The sequence below is a fragment of the Candidatus Binatia bacterium genome (genome assembly GCA_023150935.1).
Lineage (GTDB): Bacteria > Desulfobacterota > Binatia > HRBIN30 > HRBIN30 > JAKLJW01.
The window spans coordinates 62,123-80,201 of the sequence record JAKLJW010000012.1 but is presented as its reverse complement, the minus strand read 5'-3'; the positions used below and the strand labels follow the sequence as shown (position 1 = coordinate 80,201).

Here is an 18,079-nt window from a genome sequence, read left to right as displayed (position 1 = left end):
GCCGCCGCACAGGCAAACGCGACCTTGGCCACGGGCGCTTTTCTCTTCCAAAGTGGCATCGGCAAGCCGTTGCCTCGGACCGGAACGCATGGCATCGTGCGGCGGTTTGGCCGCTCCCCGGGGCTATCGCGTCGCCGGGAGCAATTGGTATGTAATGACTTGTAACGAAGACCGAGTTGCGCCCCGACTCGCTTGCGCGTCCAGCGAACGAAGGAACTGAGATGGCCACGCCGACGAACGGCTCTCCCACCGAAGGCTTTCTGGCTCGCCTGCGCGCCGCCAGCGGACAACCCCTGCCGGCAGGTCACGCGTTCGAGGAAAGCTTCGTTCTCACTCGCCTCGCGGATGCCATCCAGTGGGGCCGCAAGTACTCATTCTTCCCGTACCCGTTCGTGACCGCGTGCTGCGGCATGGAGTATTTCTCGACCGCCGGGCCGCGTTTTGACATCGACCGCTTCGGTGCCGCACTGCCGCGCTTCACACCCCGCCAGTCCGACCTGCTCATGGTCGTCGGCACGATCACCCATCGCCTCGCGCCGATTCTGCGCCGCGTCTTCGACCAGATGGCCGAACCGAAGTGGGTCGTCTCCTTCGGCGCCTGCACGTCATCCGGCGGCCCCTACAACAACTACGCCGTCGTCCAGGGCATCGACACCATCCTCCCGGTTCACCTCTACATCCCCGGCTGCCCGCCACGGCCCGAAGCCGTCCTCGACGGCCTCATCAAACTGCAAGAGCGCGTTCAGCGAGAACGCGCCGATGCCCCGATGCCCGAGATCCACGGCAGCGGGCGTACGCTGGAGGCGGCACGCTGATGCCGACGATCACCATCGACGGACGGCCGATCGAAGTCGCCGCCGGCAGTCTCCTGCTCCCGGTGGCGCTCGAACACGGCATCCACATTCCGCACTACTGCTGGCACCCGAAGCTCTCCGTCGACGGGAGCTGCCGCATGTGTCAGGTCGAGGTCGAGGGCAGCCCCAAGCTCGTCATCGCCTGCAACACCCCGGTGCGCGACGGCATGGTCGTCCGCACCGACACCCCGGCAGTGCAGGAAGCCCGCCGCGGGGTCATGGAACTGCTCCTCGTCAACCATCCGCTCGACTGCCCGATCTGCGACAAGGCCGGCGAGTGCCTCTTGCAGGACTATTCTTACGCTTACGGCAGCCGCGAAACCCATACGCGCGAACCCCGCCGCAAGCTCGAAAAACGCAAGAGCATCGGCCCGCGCATGATCCTCGACCAGGAACGCTGCATCCTCTGCCGCCGCTGCGTGCGCTTCTGCCGCGAAATCGCCCGGACCAACGAGCTCGGCACTTTCAACATGGGAGACCGCACCGTCCTGGACATCCTCCCCGACCGGCCCCTGGCCAACGATTACTCCATCTGCACGGCTGACGTCTGCCCGGTCGGTGCCCTCGAAAGCAAGGACTTCCATCACCGCCTGCGGGTCTGGTTTCTCAAGAAGACGCCGAGCGTCTGCCCGAGCTGCTCTAATGGCTGCAACATCACGGTCCAGCACCACAAAGGACGCATCTGGCGACTGATGCCGCGCCGCAACGACGCCGTGAACGACACCTGGATGTGCGATCACGGTCGGCTCAATTACGGATACGTACAGAGCGACACGCGCTTGCGGACCCCCCTGCTCCGGCGCGACGGCCGCCTCGCACCGGCGACCTGGGACGAGGCCCTCGCCGCCGTGGCGGATCGTCTCCGCAGCGCCGCAACCGCGGGGGGAGCGAGCTCCGTCGGAGCCGTCGCCTCGCCGCACCTGACCAACGAAGAGCTCTTCCGCTTCGCCCAACTCCTGCGTGCGCTCAACGTCGTCCACGTCGACGTGGCCGTCCGCACCGGTGCGGCCGACGGTTTTCTCATCAGGGCCGACAAGGCCGCCAACGCCCGCGGCGCCCGCGACATGGGCCTACGGCCCGCCGCCGGCGGTCACGGCCTCCCCGCACTTCTCGACGATACCACCGCCGGCACCGTCGGCGTGCTCTACGTGTGCGGCCCGGATCTGACGGAAACGGCCGATCCGGAACGGTTGGCCCGCGCCCTCGACCGCGTCGAGTACCTGATCGTGCAGGACGTTGCCGGCGGCCCCCTCGCCGAACGCGCTCAGGTGGTTCTGCCGAGCCTGACCTTCGCCGAAAAGAACGGCACGTTCACCAATCACGCCGGCCGCGTCCAGCGACTGCACCGGGCGTTTGCGCCGGCGGACGACCAGCCGGCCGATGGCGAGATATTCACGCGTCTACTCAACCTGGTCACCGGCGCCAACCGGGTTTTCGACCCCGCGCAAACCCTCGAAGAGATCGCCACATCCGTGCCGGCGTATGCCGGCATTTCGCTCGACAAAATCGGGGCGCTGGGCTGGCCGCTCGCAGACGCGGCGGCGCCGCAACCGGAGGCGCCGCGCTGATGGCAACCCGCACCGTCACCGTTACCCGTCCGCGCCCGCTGCGGCAGACCGTCATCCGCAGCTTCTGGGCCATCTTCGCGGGCCTGATCGTCGTACATCGGCACTTCCTGAGGAATCTGTGGGGCTTCATCCGCCGCCGGCCGACCGTCTTCACGGTGCAATTCCCGGAGCAAAGGCTGATCCACCCGCACGCGTTCCGCGGTATGCCAGTGCTCGTGGAGATGGACAACGGCAAGGAACGTTGTGTCGCCTGCGGGCTGTGCGAGTGGGCCTGCCCGACCGACTGCATCACCATCTACCCCGCCGAAACCGAGGACGAGATCGAGCGCCATCCGCGCGTGTTCGATATCGACATGTCGCGCTGCATGTTCTGCGGTCTGTGCGAAGAGGCCTGTCCCGAGGAAGCGATCGTCATGAGTCAGAATGTCGAGATCGGCGCTTACTCGCGCCGGGGCACCCTCTGGCACAAGCGCGACCTCCTCGTGCCGGCCGACCGATTGCGCGAGACGCGCTTCGGGCACATCAGACGCAGTTATGACCAGTGACCCGTTCGGGACCGTGAGGAGCTGACGACAATGGCCGACCCTGCCGCACTCCTCGAACACCTGCGCACGCGCTTCGCCGCCGACCTGCTCGCCGTCGATACTTATCGCGGCGACGCGAGTGCCACGATCCACCCGGGGCGCCTCGTCGAGATTGCAGCCTTTCTGCGAGACGACACGGCACTGCGCTTCGACCTGCTGCTCGACGCCACCGCCGTCGACTACATCGGCCAGCGACCAAGGTTCGAGGTCGTCTACCACCTGTTCTCTACCCGCCACCACCATCGCCTACGTCTGAAGGTACGGGTCCCGGAGGAAACCCTGTCGGTTCCCAGCCTGATCCGCGTATGGGTCGGCGCCAACTGGTTGGAGCGCGAGACCTACGACATGTACGGCATCCGCTTCGACGGTCACCCCGACCTGCGGCGCATCTACCTCTACGACGAATTCGAGGGGCACCCCCTGCGCAAGGACTACCCCAAAGAACACCGCCAGCCGTTGATCGGACCCGGCGCCAGGGGCGATTACCTGCCGCAAATGGGAGAGATCCCCGACGCCGTCGAACACGAAGGCACGCTCGGCGCCGAGCTGCTGCGCGTCCAGCTCGGACCCTCGCACCCCGCCACGCACGGCACGGTGCGCATTCTCCTCGACCTCGACGGCGAGACGATCGTCAACGCCGACGTACAGGTAGGCTTCCTGCACCGCGGCTTCGAGAAGGAGTGCGAAAGCGGACTGTACTACCAGGCTATCCCGTACACGGACCGCCTGAACTACAGCTCGGCGATCCTCTGCAACGTCGGCTACTGCATGGCGGTCGAGAAGCTCTTCGGCGTCGAGGTGCCACGGCGCTGTCAGTTCGTCCGCGTCATTGCCGGCGAACTCGCCCGCCTCAGCGACCATTGCCTCTGTCTGGGCGCCACGGCCCTCGAGATGAACGCCTTCACGCCGTTCCTGTACCTGCTGCAAGCGCGCGAGCTGGTGTGGGACCTCATCAACGCCATCTGCGGCGGCCGGGTGACCAGCAACTACATTAGAATCGGCGGTGTCAGTGCGGACCTGCCACCGGGGTTTGCCGACCTGGCGCGAAACAACTTCCCGCACATCGGCGCCCTGTTCGATGATGCCAGGAACCTGCTCCTCGACAACCCCATCTTTCGCCTGCGCATGGAAGGCGTCGGCCAACTGCCGGCGGAGGAACTCGTCGCCTTCGGCGTCACCGGACCGCTGTTGCGCGCCGCCGGGGTCGATCTCGACCTGCGCCGCGCCACACCGTACCTCGTCTACGACGAGATCGACTTCGACGTGCCGCTCGGCGCCACCGGCGACAACATGGATCGGTTCCTGGTCCGCCTCGAAGAGGTGCGCCAGAGCATGCGTATCGTCGAGCAGGCACTGGCGATGATCCCCGACGGTCCGGTCGATCTGCACAATCCGGCCTTCCGCTTCCCGCCCAAGGGCCGCGTCTACGGACGCATGGAAGAACTGATAAACCAATTCAAGCTGGTTACCGAAGGTCCGAAGCCGCCGCCGGGTGAGGTCTACGTCGGGACCGAATCGGCCAACGGAGAAATCGGCTTCTTCCTCGTCAGCGACGGTACCGGCAAGCCCTACAAATGCCGGGCCCGCACGCCGAGCTTCTCGAATACCCAGCCGCTGGCCCGCATGATCCGCGGGCGCCTCCTCGCCGACATGGTGCCGACGTTCGACATGATCAACATGATCGGAGGCGAATGTGATCGTTAAGCACCCCGCCGCAAAGCCGGTCGCGGTCGACGACGGGTCAACCGGCGGGAAGACCTACGTCCTCTCGGCCGACACCCGGGCCCGCATCCTCATGGAGCGGCAGAACTACCCGCAACCGCGCGCCGCCCTGCTCGCCGCCCTGCACCTCGCGCAGGCGGAACTGGGACACGTGCCGAGCGCCGCCGTCGAGGAAATCGCCGAGCTGCTCGACCTGCTGCCGGTACACGTGCAGGAGGTGGTGTCCTTCTACCCGATGTACCACGACCGCCCCCGGGGCCGGTCCCACATTCAGGTCTGCACCAATATCGCCTGCGCCATGGGCGGCTCGCGTAAGCTGGTCCGGCAGATCGAATCGGCGCTGAACATCCAGGCCGGCGAGACCACCGCGGACGGCAAATTCTCGCTCCAGGAGGTGGAGTGCCTCGGGTCGTGCGGCACCGCACCGGTGGTTCAGGTCAACAACGAACCGTTCGTCGAACGTGCGACCGGCGCCGACATCGACGCGCTGCTCGCCGGAAAGCCGATCGGACGGCCGGCGCCGGAAGTATCGATGATTCCCGAGGGTGTCGAGGGCTACCTGCTGCCTCCGAACGGCGTCGCCCGCCGCGACCTTGCCGCGTACGTGGCCGCAGGAGGCTACAAACAGGCGGAACGCGCGTGGCGCGACCTGACCCCGGAAGAGATCGCGGAGGAGGTCAAGCTGTCGGGCCTGCGCGGCCGGGGCGGCGCCGGCTTCGTCACCGGGTTGAAGTGGACTTTCATGCCGAAGGAGTCGGCCAAGCCTTGTTACCTGGCCGTCAACGGCGACGAAAGCGAGCCGGCAACGTTTAAGGACCGGCAGATCCTGCAGCGCAACCCGCATCAGTTCCTCGAAGGTGTGCTGATCGCCGGCCGCGCCATTCGCGGCAGCGCCGCCTACGTGTACCTGCGGGGCGAATACACGCAGCCGTACGAATCACTAATGGAGGCGATCACGGCCGCGTACGCCCGGGGCTACTTCGGCACCGACGTGTTCGGCAGCGGCCACAGCTTCCACGTGTACGTGCAACGCGGTGCCGGCGCCTACATCTGCGGCGAAGAGACCGGCATGCTCGAATCCATCGAGGGGAAGAAGGGCCAGCCGCGCAAGCGCCCGCCGTATCCGGCCGGCTCTGGACTGTGGGGCTCGCCCACGACGGTCAACAACGTCGAGACGATGACCCACGTCCCGGTCATCCTCGCCCGCGGCGCCGACTGGTTCAAACGCATCGGGACAGACAAGAGCACCGGCAACACCCTGTTCGGCATCAGCGGCCATGTGAAGCGACCGGGAGTTTACGAGCTCCCGCTCGGTACGCCGTTACGAGACATTATCGAAAAGCACGCCGGCGGCGTATCGACCGGGCGGCCGATCAAGGCAATCGTTCCCGGCGGCGTGTCGATGCCCGTGCTGACGGCAGACAAGATCGACGTTCGCATGGATCACGACTCGCTGCAGAAGGCCGGCTCTCTGCTCGGTACCGGCGGCATCGTGGTCCTCGACGATTCGGTCTGTGTAGTGCGCGCCGCCATCGTCATCGCACGATTCTTTCGCCACGAGACCTGCGGCCAGTGCACGCAGTGCCGCGAGGGAACGGCCTTCATCTATAAGCTGCTGAAGCGCATCGATCACGGCGACGGACGCATGGAAGACCTCGCCTCGATCGACCGCGTGTGCGGGTACATGGAGGGGCACACGATCTGCGCCCTGTCCGACGCGGCGGCGTGGGCGGCCGGCAATTTCATGCGCCGTTTCCGCGCCGACTTCGAGCGACATGTTCACGAAGGCCGCTGCCCGTGGCCCGACAGCTTCGCGATCTGAACCGGGACGCGCGGAAGGTACGACCATGCCGGGTTCGATCCATCGTAATCGCGTCGTCAAGCACTTCGGGACGCCCGACGTCACCGAAGGCAGTGTCAACGAACCGCGGGAACGCGAAGAGCACGGGTACCGCTTCAACGAGAAATGGGTCTACAAACACCCGTTGCGCGACCCCGCCGACGCCGTCGAACGAGTGGTCTACTGGCGCCGGTACGATTACGTGGCGTCGATGATCCGCCGGCAATCGGACGGCGAGCTCGCGCTGGACGAACAGTTACCCGAAAAGCTGGCTTCGACCGAGTGAAGGGCCGCGCCCGCGGGCGCACCGCCCGTCACTCGTGCATAGACCGCCAGCATTTTTACCGCTATTCTGCTGGCGATGTATACACGCGAGCTGACGCTTCCCAGGGTCGCCGACAGAGCCTCGATACGCCGCCAGAAGAGGGCGGCTACTCGGCTCGAACGGGTCTTTCGGCTTCAGCAAGACCACATAACCGTTCGCCCCGAAACGGGTCTTTCGGCTTCAGCAAGACCACATAACCGTTCGCCCCGAAACGGGTCTTTCGGCTTCAGCGAGACCACATAACCGTTCGCCCCGAAACGGGTCTTTCGGCTTCAGCGAGACCACATAACCGTTCGCCCCGAGTAACGGCCCGTCTTCTTGGGCCGTGTATCGAGGGGCACGCTTGGTGTACACCCTCCGTCAACGACTTTGCCGCAGCCCTGTGGCGCTCCCCAACCACTACGGCAGGCCAGGCAAATACGGCGGGCGTTCGGCGTCTACCTGGGCCGCGAGGCGCTCCAGGATGGACAGATCGAGGTCCTGCCGCTGCGGCAGTTCCTGCAGCGGCTCGCCCGGGGCGAGGTCATTGGATGAGGCAGCGGGTAGCAGACCTCAAATCCACCCCAGCACGCCCATGAAGAGAATCAAGCACGCCAGGTCGAAGGCGTAGATCGCACCGACCGCCAGCGCTTTCTGCCGGATCGTCGGCAGATCGTGGACCCAGAACGCGACGATGAAGAACGTCAGATATCCGAACAGGAAGATCAGCCACGGCATGCGGACGTTCCACCACCAGTAGTCCCAGGTCAGCGCGTTGATGGCGTTCAGCAGAACCTCGATGAGGACGCAGAATACGGAGGCGGCAACCGCCACGAACCAGCGGTTCGGCACGCCGAGAATCCTCACCGCCCTGTCCTTCGGCAGCGTCTTCGCAACCACGACGCCCATGATGGCGAACATCAACGAGATCTCGATGTTCAGCCCGACGAGGATGAGGTAAGCCGTACCGGCCGGCGCGCCCCAGGCCGGGGCGTAGCCGGTGAAGTAGAAGACCAGGCCGTTCCAGATCTCGTTGAACCAGTCCATGCCCCAGAGCGCGAGGCCGGCAAAGACGACGTTCCAGTTCCGGTGCTCGATTTCGTTGGCATAGACGTACAGGACGAGGAGCAGGAGCGGAATGACGTGCCATTCGAACTGACTGCCGTCGCGAAGCATCTGCAGGGCGCGGGAGGCGGATTCGGTCGGCATGAGCGTTCTCCGTCGGGGCAGGCCGGTGTGCGGGCCAGGGTGCCGGTTGAGGGGCAGCGTCACCCGGCCCACCCAGCAGCGATGCGCGCCACATATGCCGGCCCGCTGTAAACCTCAAGCCCCCGGGATCCTCAGTTCCTGAAACGGAGTCGGGCGCTGGGAACCCGGCCATTCCGAGTCTGTAAACGTCCCCGGACTCATGAATTCGGGCCCTTCGGCCCGCGCCCCGTGTCGGATTTCCTTACACCCGGAACGCGGCGGAATCACCAAGTGCAACCCATTGGAAACAAGGCTGAATCAATTGACCGTAATCGGCCTGTATCGGCCCGTCGTGTCGCGCTCCCTTACGATCCACCGGGGCGTGCACCCGGTTGCACCTCACTAGTCCTGCCGGCGCGTCGCAATCCGCTGTAGGCACGTCCTTTGCTTTTCCCCAAACACGTAGGCCGTCTCGGACGGACCCATAATATAGTCGTGATCGGTCGGATATGACCGAGGAGGGGACTGAGATGATGAGAAGCGAGCGTGGCAAATCCGGTTTTCTAACGGGCGCGGTATCCATGCTGGTCGTGCTTGGCTTTGTGTTATGGGCTCCGGCCGCCCAGGCATTGCCCTTCATCAACGGGGCCTTCGGTATGACCGGACTGTGGCGTCCGTATGACGGCGCAACCGCGTTGCCGGCCACCACATCGACGGCCACCGCCATCGACTTTCGACCGCCCTTCCTGGGGGGTACGGGATCGTTCTTCGTCAGCGCCGGTTCCCAGGTGGGCGATTATACGGGCATGCCCGACTTCGCGGCCGGCACGATCAAGGACTTCGCGTTTGCTGGGCCCGGCTCCGCAAGTTTTCCACTCGCGCCAATCGCGACCTTCTGGACGCTGACGAGTGGAGCGACAACCTGGAGTCTGGATCTTACGACTGTCACCCTGGTGTCCCAGACGGCGAATTCGATCGTGCTGCAGGGGTTCGGCTTCGCGAAGATGACGGGCCGCGATGACACCCCGGGCCAGTGGGATTTCACGGCGAACCAAACAGGTGCGGCGTTTAACTGGAGCGCGACACAGTCGGCTGCGATCCCCGAGCCGGCGACGTTGTCGTTGCTTGGCATTGGCCTTTCCGCTCTGTATCTGAAGCGCCGGATTAAGAGATAGATCCGCACCGAGAGGCCGTCGCCCGATCAACGGTCAGCTTGCGCTCAACGACGAAGGGCCGCTTCTTGCAGAAGCGGCCCTTGGTCATCTCTGCTTTGCGAGCGGCGCGCGTCAATCGTTGGATTCAGTTCTCTCCGTTGCCCTGACCACCGTCGCCCACGCGGATGCCGTGCTTTTGCATCAGGTCGTACAGCGTCACCCGGCTGATCTCGAGTTCCTTGGCGGCGTGACTGACAACGCCCTGGTTGCGCTGCAGGGCGCGTTCGATCATCGCACGTTCGACCTGGTCGCGCGCGTCGCGTAGACCTGTCGGCCCGGCGGCCTCGGGACCGAGATCGAGGTCCCGGGCGGCGATCGATTCGCGCGTGCACGTTACCGCCGCGGCACGGATGACGTTCTCCAACTCGCGCACGTTCCCCGGCCAGTGGTGGCGCATGAGCGCGGTCTCGGCATCGCGACTCAACCGCCGGCGCGGGGCGCCGGTATCGGCCGCGGCCCGGTCGAGGAAGTAGTTGGCGAGCAGAATGACATCGTCGCCGCGCTCCCTCAGGGGCGGCACGCGCACCGGCAGGACCTTGAGCCTGTAGTACAGGTCCTCGCGGAACACCTTCGCCTGCACGTCGCTCTGCAAGTCGCGATTCGTCGCCGCAACCACTCTCACATCGAGCTTGATCGGCCGCGTCGACCCCACCCGCTCGACGGTTCGCTCTTGCAGAAAGCGCAGCAACTTCGCCTGCAGGCCGGGGCTCAGATCGCCGATCTCGTCGAGGAACACCGTGCCGGTGTCGGCGACTTCCAGCTTGCCCTTCTTCTGCGCGTGCGCCCCTGTGAACGAGCCTTTCTCGTGCCCGAAGAGCTCGCTCTCGAGCAATGTCTCGGGGATTGCCGCGCAGTTCACTACCACATACGGCTTGTCGCCGCGCCCGCCGAGCGACCACACCGCGCGCGCGATGAGTTCCTTACCCACCCCGCTTTCCCCGAGGATCAGCACGGTCAGGTCGGTTTGCGCCACCCGCCGCACCAGACCACACAGTTCCACCATGGCCGCCGACTCTCCCACGATTCCCGCCACCGTCGCGGGCACGTCCGCTGCCCGCTGTGCGCGGCGTTCGAGATCGGAACGATAGGCGGCGCGCTTCAGGGCGGCCTGCAGCTCCTCCAGCGGCAGTGGCTTGGTAAAGTAGTCGAACGCTCCGAGCCGGACCGCTTCCATGGCCGTCGCTTCATCCTGATCGCTGGTGATCACGATAGCCTTGATCGCCGCATCGAGGCGTAACGCCGCCGCCAGGACGTCGAACCCCTCGCGTCGCGGGCCTCCGTACGGAGACAACGTCAGATCGACTGTCAGCAGACTCGGGCGCACCTCGCGCAATTTGTCCAGCGCCTCGGCTTTACTGAGGGCGGTGTGCACATCGAAGTCCTCCTTCAGCGCCCAGGCGAGCTGCTTCAGGATGTGTTCGTGGTCATCGACGATCAGCAGACGGGGTTTCGGCATCTTGGTCCTTCTGATGTGGGTTGGATTCGGTCGCTGGCCCCGGAGCCGCCGGTAAACACACTGTTACCTCGGTACCATAACCTTCGCGGCTGCGCACCGTAATCGAGCCGCCGGCAGCGTCGACCAGCGATCGGCACTGGTAAAGGCCGATCCCGAGACCTCCGGGCTTGGTGGTGCGAAACGGCCGGAACATGTGCTCGCGCCGAAACGCTTCCGGAATGCCACAGCCGGTGTCGCTGACGGCGATGCGCCACTGCGGTCCGTCTCTCGCGATGCGTACGATAAGATCGCCCCCCTCCGCCGGCAGGCTCTCGACGGCGTTGATTAGCAGGTTTTCGAACACCTGTCCCAGGCTGTTGCGATCGGCGGTAACCAGACACGGTCCTCCCTGCTCGGGTCGAAGCAGACTGATCCGGCAACCAGGACGCCGCCCAACGCGCGGCATGGTCAGCAATTCTCCGAGCAGATCGAGGAGATCCCACGGTGCCACCACAGCGGGAACCGCCGCACCGGCCTCGCCGCGGGCGCGCAGTCGCTCGATCAGGGCACGCATGCGGTTCGTCGAGTCGTCGAAAGCCTCCAGGGCATCGGCCATAAAGGCGGGATCGTGGCGATACGTCGACGCGTTCTGCAAGACGAAGGACTGCTGCGCGACCAGGTTCTTGAGATCGTGAATGATGAAGGCAGAGAGGCGGTGAAACGAGGCCACCTCGCGCGCTTCGGCCACCTCCTCGCCGGAACGATACAGGGCGACGGCACTGGCCACCTGGGCAGCGATGTATTGTAGGACCCGACGATCTTCGTCGTCGAAGCGCCGGGTTTCGCCGGGCACCCCGACGGCAAGAAAGCCCAGCACTTGCCCGTTGAGCCGGAGCGGTGACGCCAGGGCGCACCCGGCGGCCCACGCGAACGCGACGGCATGGTCGTCGGCGGTGGCGTCGTCGACGGGTCTGGGCTCAATCTCCGCCGGGGGGCCGGATTCGGGCCGGGTCGTCGTCGCCCGGGCGACGGCGCCCGAAGGCCCGACCAGCCACACACTCGCCTCCGAGACGTAGAGCAGATCGCGGCAGAACAGGGCGGCACGCTGGAGGAGGTCGCCCGGCCCCTTCGCTCTGGCGATCATTTCGGTCAGATGAATCCACACCTCGCCGTAATCGTGCTTGCTGCGGAACAGGTATCGTCCGATGGCCCCCCGGAAATAATGGCGCACGCGCTGCGAGCCTGCCGCCAACAAGAACGCGGCCACCGCGAGGGCAGCAACGATCACCGGCAACACCGGTGCAACCCCGGCGGCGATCCGGGCGACCAGCGCGACTATCGATTGCGCCGCCAGCAGGTAAACGAGCACCACGGCGACGGCAATCGTCTCGAACACGAAGCGGCGCGACGGCGCCGGCCGCCGCGGGGCGGCGGGCCAGACGAGGCCGACGGCCCAGAGCACCGCCGCGAGGCTGACCACCACCGCCGGCGAGATCAGCCACCCGATCGTGAAGTACCCGCGCCAGAGCATGCCGACGGATGCCCACAGGACCCCCGCCATGGCCGCGGTTACGCCGACTGCCAGTACCGGCAGGCCGACGCTCCCGCCGGCAAGCATTCGACCAACGAGAACCAGCCCGACTACGGCGGGGACGGCACCGACACCGACCGCCGCGGTCCCGAGCCGACTTAGTACTACCGTTGGCTCGCTGCCGATGCCGGTCACCCAGTCGATCCCCGCCGCGCCAGCCGCGACCGCCGCCAACAACGAGACGGCCGCCTGCAAAAGGATCGCCGTACGCCACGGGCCGACGACACCCGCTGCGCCGCCGGCGCTCAACCGCGCGGCGAGATACCACCACGGGGCCGACGCCGCGCAGTGCAAGCCGAGGAACATACGTTCGGCCGCGGTCCAGAAAGGAACGCGAACAACGATCGCGGTCGCCACCGTCCACCACGCCACCAGGGTCAGACCGAGCACGAAGCTACGCTCGATCCGCCGCCCCGCCGGCTCACGCCACACCGTGACCACGGCGAATACGGCGGCCGCCACCGCGAGCGCGGCGCTGACGTCAGTCACCAAAGGATTCCTCCGCCTTTCCGCGCGGAAACGCGACCAACCCATCATAGACGCCTTCTTGCCACCACGCACTCGGAATCAGCGCTTATCTGCCCGTAGCAGCGTATTAGGCGCTTGACTTCGCATCGCCGACAACGAAACATGAGGCCCAAATCCGATGCCCGGGGGGCACCTATGTGCTGGAAAGCAATTCGCGTGGGCAGACGCGGCGAGCTATCGGTGGGGAAACCGGTACCCCTGGCTATTCGAGCCTCCAGGAAAGAAAGCCCCGGCAGGCACGTCAACCATTCGTTGCCAACATGGCATTGTACGACCACTTTTACGGCTTCCGCGCCGCGCCGTTCACACTGAATCCGGACCCGCGTTTCCTCTTCCTCAGTCGGCGCCACCGGGAGGCCCTGGCGGGCCTCGTGCACAGCATCGACGAGCGCAAGGGATTCTCGGTTCTGGCGGGCGAGGTCGGCACCGGTAAGACGACTCTGGTCCACGCCATCCTCGCGGAACTGGGTTCCCGGGTGCGTACGGCGATCCTCTTCAACCCCGGGTTGTCGCGAGCCGAACTCTATGCGCACCTGCTGAGCGAGTTCCGGCTGCCCGAGCAGGCGACGGTACTGGGCGCCATTCGGGCCCTCAATACGTTCCTTCTGGAACAGTTCGCCGCGGACACCCGTGTCGTCGTGGTGCTTGACGAGGCCCACGCCCTTCCTGCCGAGGTGCTGGAAGAGGTGCGCCTGCTGTCGAATTTCGAGACCTCGCAGGCGAAGCTCCTCCAGGTCGTGCTGGTGGGGCAACCCGAGCTGATCGCTCGCCTGGAGGCCCGCGACCTGCGCCAATTGCGCCAACGCATCGCGCTGCGGTTTCAGCTTGGCCCTCTGACTTTCGCGGAGACGGTGGCGTACATGCGGTCACGGGTGCAGGCGGCCGGCGGAAAGCCGGACCTCTTCCTGCCAGCAACCTTCGTGGCGGTCTACCGGTTCAGCGGCGGCACACCGCGACTCATCAATGTCATCTGCGATCATGCTCTGCTCGCGGGTTTCGTGCGGGACCGCCGCCAAATCGGCCCCGAACACGTCGCCGGCGTCGTGAGCGACCTCGGTCTGGTTGCGGTGGCGCGGGTGGGGCTGTGGCAATTGCTGCGCGGACCGCACCGACGGCCGGGCGAGTCCGGCCCCTTGATAGCGGTGCCGGGACACGCCCTCGGGGGCGTCGAATGATCCGCCATCTGTCGCCCCGCAGCGTAACGATCGTCCTGGTCGAGACGGCCTGGATACTGCTCAGCCTGGCGGTCCTGTTCGCACTGGAGCGCACCCTTCAGCAGTCCTCTTTGAACCTCGCTCAACTGGCGCAGCAGGTCGGTTTCGCCGCGGTCCTATACCTGGCCAGCTTCTACTATTGCGATCTTTACAACTTCGAGCATATGCAGGTCCGGCGCGAGCTGATCTCGGCGTCGATCCGCACCTTCAGTGTGCTGGCAATCGTGTTCGCCGCGCTTCTCCTGTTCACCCACTGGCTGGAGTTCAGCTCCGACCTGATTTTGCTGCACCTGGCGGCAACGACGGGGTTCGTTCTGGGCGTGCGTACCCATATCGACGGCGTGTTGGTGCGGCTTGGCCTGACGAGCCGCGTTGCCATCGTCGGCACCGGACCGGAGGGCCGGCGACTCGCTCAGGAGATCACCCGGCGCTCGGAATTGGCTCAGGAGGTATGCTGTTTCGTAGGCCCCGAGGAGATCGGCACGATTCCTCTAGGATCGCGGCGTGGCGGTACTCTGACCCCGCTGCCGGTAATTGCGTCGAGGGAATTAGCCGACTTCGCCGCCACGCGCCGCATCAGCCGCATCCTGGTGGCGACGGCGGACGTCGGCGATATGCTGCCGGTAGACGACCTCCTGACGTGCAAGGCGCAGGGCTTCGAGGTGCTCGACGGACACACCTTTTACGAGCGGTTGCTCGGGCGGATCTTCCTGGCCGACCTCAGCCCCCGGTGGTTGATCTTCTCCGAAGGATTCGTACGCTCGCGCGGCAGCCGTTTTCTGAAGCGGCTGATCGATCTGATCGTCGCCGGAGGCGTGCTGGTGGTCACTGCGCCCGTAGCGGCGCTGGTCGCCGCCGCGATAAAGCTCGGCGACGGCGGCCCCGTTCTCTTCCGCCAAACCCGCGTTGGCATCAACGGCACCCTTTTCAGTTTGTACAAGTTTCGCTCCATGCGCATCGATGCAGAGAGGGACTCCGGACCGAAGTGGGCGGAGGTCGACGACCCGCGCGTGACGTGGTTGGGACGGTGGTTGCGGTCGCTGCGCATCGACGAGATCCCGCAGGCGTGGAACGTGATCCGTGGAGAAATGTCATTCGTCGGGCCACGGCCCGAACGGCCGGAGTTTGTCGGCATGCTGCAGTCAGTGATCCCCTATTACGATTACCGCCACGCGGTTCGACCCGGCATCACCGGCTGGGCCCAGGTCAACTACCCTTACGGAGCGACGGTGGAGGACGCCCGGCGCAAGCTCGAGTACGATCTCTACTACGTAAAGAACCTGTCGACCCTGATGGACTTCTTCATCCTGCTGCGGACGGTGAAGATCATCCTGTTCGGATGGGGAAGCCGCTGATTCCCGTTTACTCTCCGGAGTAATACAACCCCGTTGCGGAATCGCGCCTTTGCGAGTGCGAGGGCCGCAAAAGTCCGCTAGTGTGTGAATCGTGGACAGGCCGGGCTCGCTCCCGGGCTGCGTCGTCAGACCGTCGGCGATCGTTGGAGCATGCGCCGGCTGCGAGGGAGAAACGATGGAGCAACCACGCCGGAGAATGCGATGCCGGTGGATGGTCATGGGCGGAGCTATGGGCGCCATCCTAGCGCTGGGAATCGGCTGCGCGGCTTCGCGTGCGCCCAGGCCACCCGAAGCCCCGGCAGGCAATCCATACGAAATCCTCCCCGGGGACCAACTCGAACTGATCGTCTGGCGCGAGCAGCAGCTTTCCGGTCCCGTGCAGGTGCGACCGGACGGGAAGATCACGGTAGCCTTACTCGGAGACGTTCAGGCCGCCGGATTGACCCCCGAGCAGCTCAGCGAAACCATTCGTCAGGGACTGGTGAAGTACATCGACAGCCCAAACGTCGTTGTGCGGCTCAATACAACCAGCCGGCGCTTTTTCATTAGCGGCAACGTCCGAGCCCCGGGCACGTACGACCTGCGGCCCAATCAGACCCTCGTTCAGGCGATTGCCGTGGCGGGGGGTTTTAGCGACTTCGCCGACCGGAACGACATCCGCGTCGTCCGCGCCGGTGCGGCAGCACCGCTCGACGTCAACTATGACGCCATCGTCTCCGGCCGAGAACCTGACCTCGTGCTGCAACCGGACGACACTGTAGTAGTCCCCTGATTCCACTCCTCCATGCCCACCACGTTGCCCATCCTCGAGTACACCAATGCGGTCTTTCGCTACCGCCTCGTAGCGGTGTGCACACTGCTTGTTGGCCTGCTGCTCACGGGTACGGTCGTGTACTCGCTCCCCAACATGTATCAGTCGACCACTCTCATCATGGTGGAACCGCAGAACGTCCCGGAGGCATACGTGAAGGCCACGGTGACGCAATTGCTGGAGAAGCGGCTGCAGGCGATGAACCAGGAAGTCCTCAGTCGCACCCGGCTCGAAGGAATTATCAAGGACCTCGATCTGTACAAGGAGCTCCGCGTCTCCGGCATGCCGATGGAATCGATCGTCGATACTATGCGGCGTAAGGTCAAAGTGCAGGTGTACCCGTCGGACAACGCCTTCCGCATCTCTTACGAGGGTATGGCCCCTCCCGTGGTGCAGCAGGTAACCGCACGGCTCGCCGCCCTTTACATCGACGAGAACCTGCGCATTCGCGAGGAGCACGCCAGCGGAACGACGGAATTCCTCGAGGCCGAGCTGGAGAAGGTCCGCAAGCAGCTCGGCGAACAGGAAACCAAAATACAGACGTTCAAGCAGCGTTACATGGGCGAACTCCCCGAGCAGCGCGATGCGAACATGCACGCCCTGGAGGGGTACCGACAGCAATTGCAAACTACCAGCTCGGCACTGTCGGCAACAATGGAACGTAAGCTCATACTGGACAGGCAGGTGGCCGACGCCCAGGCCTTTCGTCCACCGCTCCCCGGGCCCGGTGGAGCGCCGGGGGCGGCACTGAGCCCGGCCGCTCGCCTGCGCCAACTCGAAACCGAGCTGAGCGATCTTCGCAGCCGCTATACGGACAACCACCCCGACGTCACGCAGACGTTGAACCAGATCAATCGCCTGCGTGCGGAGCTCCGCACCGGCCGGGGCGACGGGGTCACCGCGGGACCCGTGGCGCCGGAGCTTGCCCAGGCGGTTGCGCAAACGGCAGGCGAGGTGAGACGGCTGCAAGAAGAAGAGGCAAGGTTGAAGCAGGCGATCGAGGCCTATCAACAGCGGGTCGAGAACGCCTTCGTACGCGAGCAGGAGCTCAAAGAAATCACCCGCGATTACGACGTGACCCGCGACAAGTACCAGCGACTACTCGACAAGAAACTGGAGGCGCAACTCTCGCAAAGCCTCGAACGCCGGCAGAAGGCAGAACGATTTCGGGTGCTCGACCCGGCCAGTCGCCCGCAGGCGCCGCTGAAGCCGAATCGCCCGGTGCTGTTGGCGGCCGGCTCCGCCCTGAGCCTTGCCCTGGCAATCGCTATCCCGATCCTGCTCTGGCAACTTGACTCGTCATACCGATCGGCCGAGGAGCTCGTCGGCACCGGCATTACGGTTCTCGCGGCGATCCCGCAGGTGGAGACTCCCGAAGTCAGGCAACGCCGACGCGTATACCGGCTGACCGTCGTCGCGGCAAGCGTCGCTGCGCTGGTGATCGGCCTGGCGACCCAGATCCTATATGCGAAGTTCTTGTACTGAGCCGTCGTCAAGATGGGGAGGGCGAGGCTCCCGCCGGGCCGGCTGGTCAGGCCATGCGGCTTTCGCCCGTCATCCCGGCGAAAGCCGCCACCCAGAGTCGGATGGAACGTGGCACTGTGGAGTCTGGATCCCGGCTTTCACCGGGGTGACGGATTCCGTCTCTAGTGACTCATGAGTGAAATCTTCGAAGCGCTCCGCAAGGCCCAGCGTGAAGCCGATGCCCGCCATCTCGGCGACCTCACGGCGCCCCAGGGGGCACCGACCCCGGTTTCGCCGTTTCCTGTCCCGACGTCGCCCGCCCCCGTACCGCCAACGCGACCACCGGCTTCGGGCCGTTGGAAACGCCTTCGCTCCGGTCTCCGCCAGTGGCTCCTCAGGGGTGTCCC

Annotated in this window: 14 protein-coding genes; 11 read left to right on the top strand and 3 right to left on the bottom strand. The window is 65.3% G+C overall.

Translation table 11 applies throughout. From position 1 onward, the window contains the following. The first annotated feature begins 221 nt into the window (after positions 1–221). Genes nuoB through L6Q96_09465 form a run of 6 tightly spaced genes read left to right on the top strand, consistent with a single transcriptional unit; the run spans position 222 to position 6,854 of the window. Complete coding sequence (gene nuoB / locus L6Q96_09490; GenBank protein MCK6554797.1) at positions 222–815, top strand: NADH-quinone oxidoreductase subunit NuoB; 594 nt, start codon at positions 222–224, stop codon at positions 813–815. Next, positions 815–2,422: a molybdopterin-dependent oxidoreductase gene (locus L6Q96_09485; GenBank protein ID MCK6554796.1), complete on the top strand. Its 1,608-nt coding sequence runs from the start codon at positions 815–817 to the stop codon at positions 2,420–2,422. Before nuoB ends, L6Q96_09485 begins: the two co-directional genes overlap by 1 nt. Then, a complete protein-coding gene (locus tag L6Q96_09480; GenBank protein MCK6554795.1) occupies positions 2,422–2,967 on the top strand; it encodes an NADH-quinone oxidoreductase subunit I in 546 nt (181 codons plus the stop codon). Before L6Q96_09485 ends, L6Q96_09480 begins: the two co-directional genes overlap by 1 nt. 30 nt (positions 2,968–2,997) lie before the next feature. Further along, a complete protein-coding gene (locus L6Q96_09475; GenBank protein MCK6554794.1) occupies positions 2,998–4,710 on the top strand; it encodes an NADH-quinone oxidoreductase subunit D in 1,713 nt (570 codons plus the stop codon). Further along, on the top strand, positions 4,700–6,550 hold the full coding sequence (nuoF, locus tag L6Q96_09470; GenBank protein ID MCK6554793.1) for an NADH-quinone oxidoreductase subunit NuoF: 1,851 nt from the start codon (positions 4,700–4,702) through the stop codon (positions 6,548–6,550). Before L6Q96_09475 ends, nuoF begins: the two co-directional genes overlap by 11 nt. A 25-nt stretch (positions 6,551–6,575) precedes the next feature. Then, on the top strand, positions 6,576–6,854 hold the full coding sequence (locus tag L6Q96_09465; GenBank protein MCK6554792.1) for a hypothetical protein: 279 nt from the start codon (positions 6,576–6,578) through the stop codon (positions 6,852–6,854). 591 nt (positions 6,855–7,445) lie between these two features. On the opposite strand, the gene L6Q96_09460 is transcribed toward L6Q96_09465, so the two are convergent. Then, entirely contained in the window at positions 7,446–8,081 is a 636-nt protein-coding gene (locus L6Q96_09460; GenBank protein ID MCK6554791.1) for a hypothetical protein, read from the bottom strand. Between the two features lie 488 nt (positions 8,082–8,569). Between L6Q96_09460 and L6Q96_09455 the strand changes: the two genes are divergently transcribed. Next, positions 8,570–9,235, top strand: a complete 666-nt coding sequence (locus L6Q96_09455; GenBank protein ID MCK6554790.1) for a PEP-CTERM sorting domain-containing protein — start codon at positions 8,570–8,572, stop codon at positions 9,233–9,235. 124 nt (positions 9,236–9,359) lie between these two features. Here the strand turns inward: L6Q96_09455 and L6Q96_09450 are convergent, their stop codons facing one another. Both L6Q96_09450 and L6Q96_09445 read right to left on the bottom strand, forming a co-directional pair. After that, positions 9,360–10,730 (bottom strand): sigma-54 dependent transcriptional regulator, encoded by a 1,371-nt coding sequence (locus L6Q96_09450; GenBank protein ID MCK6554789.1) that lies wholly within the window; start codon positions 10,728–10,730, stop codon positions 9,360–9,362. Beyond that, positions 10,699–12,789 (bottom strand): ATP-binding protein, encoded by a 2,091-nt coding sequence (locus L6Q96_09445; GenBank protein ID MCK6554788.1) that lies wholly within the window; start codon positions 12,787–12,789, stop codon positions 10,699–10,701. Before L6Q96_09445 ends, L6Q96_09450 begins: the two co-directional genes overlap by 32 nt. A gap of 299 nt (positions 12,790–13,088) precedes the next feature. Between L6Q96_09445 and L6Q96_09440 the strand changes: the two genes are divergently transcribed. The 4 genes from L6Q96_09440 (at position 13,089) to L6Q96_09425 (ending at position 17,693) form a co-directional block, all read left to right on the top strand. After that, a complete protein-coding gene (locus L6Q96_09440; GenBank protein MCK6554787.1) occupies positions 13,089–14,003 on the top strand; it encodes an AAA family ATPase in 915 nt (304 codons plus the stop codon). Beyond that, entirely contained in the window at positions 14,000–15,397 is a 1,398-nt protein-coding gene (locus L6Q96_09435) for a TIGR03013 family PEP-CTERM/XrtA system glycosyltransferase (GenBank protein MCK6554786.1), read from the top strand. The genes L6Q96_09440 and L6Q96_09435 overlap by 4 nt, the downstream gene beginning before the upstream one ends. A 217-nt stretch (positions 15,398–15,614) precedes the next feature. After that, complete coding sequence (locus L6Q96_09430; GenBank protein ID MCK6554785.1) at positions 15,615–16,169, top strand: polysaccharide biosynthesis/export family protein; 555 nt, start codon at positions 15,615–15,617, stop codon at positions 16,167–16,169. Positions 16,170–16,181: 12 nt separating this feature from the next. Next, the gene (locus L6Q96_09425; GenBank protein MCK6554784.1) at positions 16,182–17,693 is read left to right on the top strand and encodes a hypothetical protein; all 1,512 of its coding nucleotides are present in this window, start codon (positions 16,182–16,184) and stop codon (positions 17,691–17,693) included. The last annotated feature ends 386 nt before the right edge of the window (positions 17,694–18,079 follow it).

Excerpts from the sequence above, each read along its gene's own strand:
- L6Q96_09460 (MCK6554791.1), bottom strand. The coding sequence starts at position 8,081 with ATGCCGACCGAATCCGCCTCCCGCGCCCTGCAGATGCTTCGCGACGGC.
- L6Q96_09475 (MCK6554794.1), top strand. The coding sequence starts at position 2,998 with ATGGCCGACCCTGCCGCACTCCTCGAACACCTGCGCACGCGCTTCGCC.
- nuoB (MCK6554797.1), top strand. The coding sequence starts at position 222 with ATGGCCACGCCGACGAACGGCTCTCCCACCGAAGGCTTTCTGGCTCGC.
- L6Q96_09425 (MCK6554784.1), top strand. The coding sequence starts at position 16,182 with ATGCCCACCACGTTGCCCATCCTCGAGTACACCAATGCGGTCTTTCGC.
- L6Q96_09455 (MCK6554790.1), top strand. The coding sequence starts at position 8,570 with ATGACCGAGGAGGGGACTGAGATGATGAGAAGCGAGCGTGGCAAATCC.
- L6Q96_09450 (MCK6554789.1), bottom strand. The coding sequence starts at position 10,730 with ATGCCGAAACCCCGTCTGCTGATCGTCGATGACCACGAACACATCCTG.
- L6Q96_09465 (MCK6554792.1), top strand. The coding sequence starts at position 6,576 with ATGCCGGGTTCGATCCATCGTAATCGCGTCGTCAAGCACTTCGGGACG.
- L6Q96_09435 (MCK6554786.1), top strand. The coding sequence starts at position 14,000 with ATGATCCGCCATCTGTCGCCCCGCAGCGTAACGATCGTCCTGGTCGAG.
- L6Q96_09430 (MCK6554785.1), top strand. The coding sequence starts at position 15,615 with ATGGGCGGAGCTATGGGCGCCATCCTAGCGCTGGGAATCGGCTGCGCG.
- L6Q96_09480 (MCK6554795.1), top strand. The coding sequence starts at position 2,422 with ATGGCAACCCGCACCGTCACCGTTACCCGTCCGCGCCCGCTGCGGCAG.
- L6Q96_09440 (MCK6554787.1), top strand. The coding sequence starts at position 13,089 with ATGGCATTGTACGACCACTTTTACGGCTTCCGCGCCGCGCCGTTCACA.
- L6Q96_09485 (MCK6554796.1), top strand. The coding sequence starts at position 815 with ATGCCGACGATCACCATCGACGGACGGCCGATCGAAGTCGCCGCCGGC.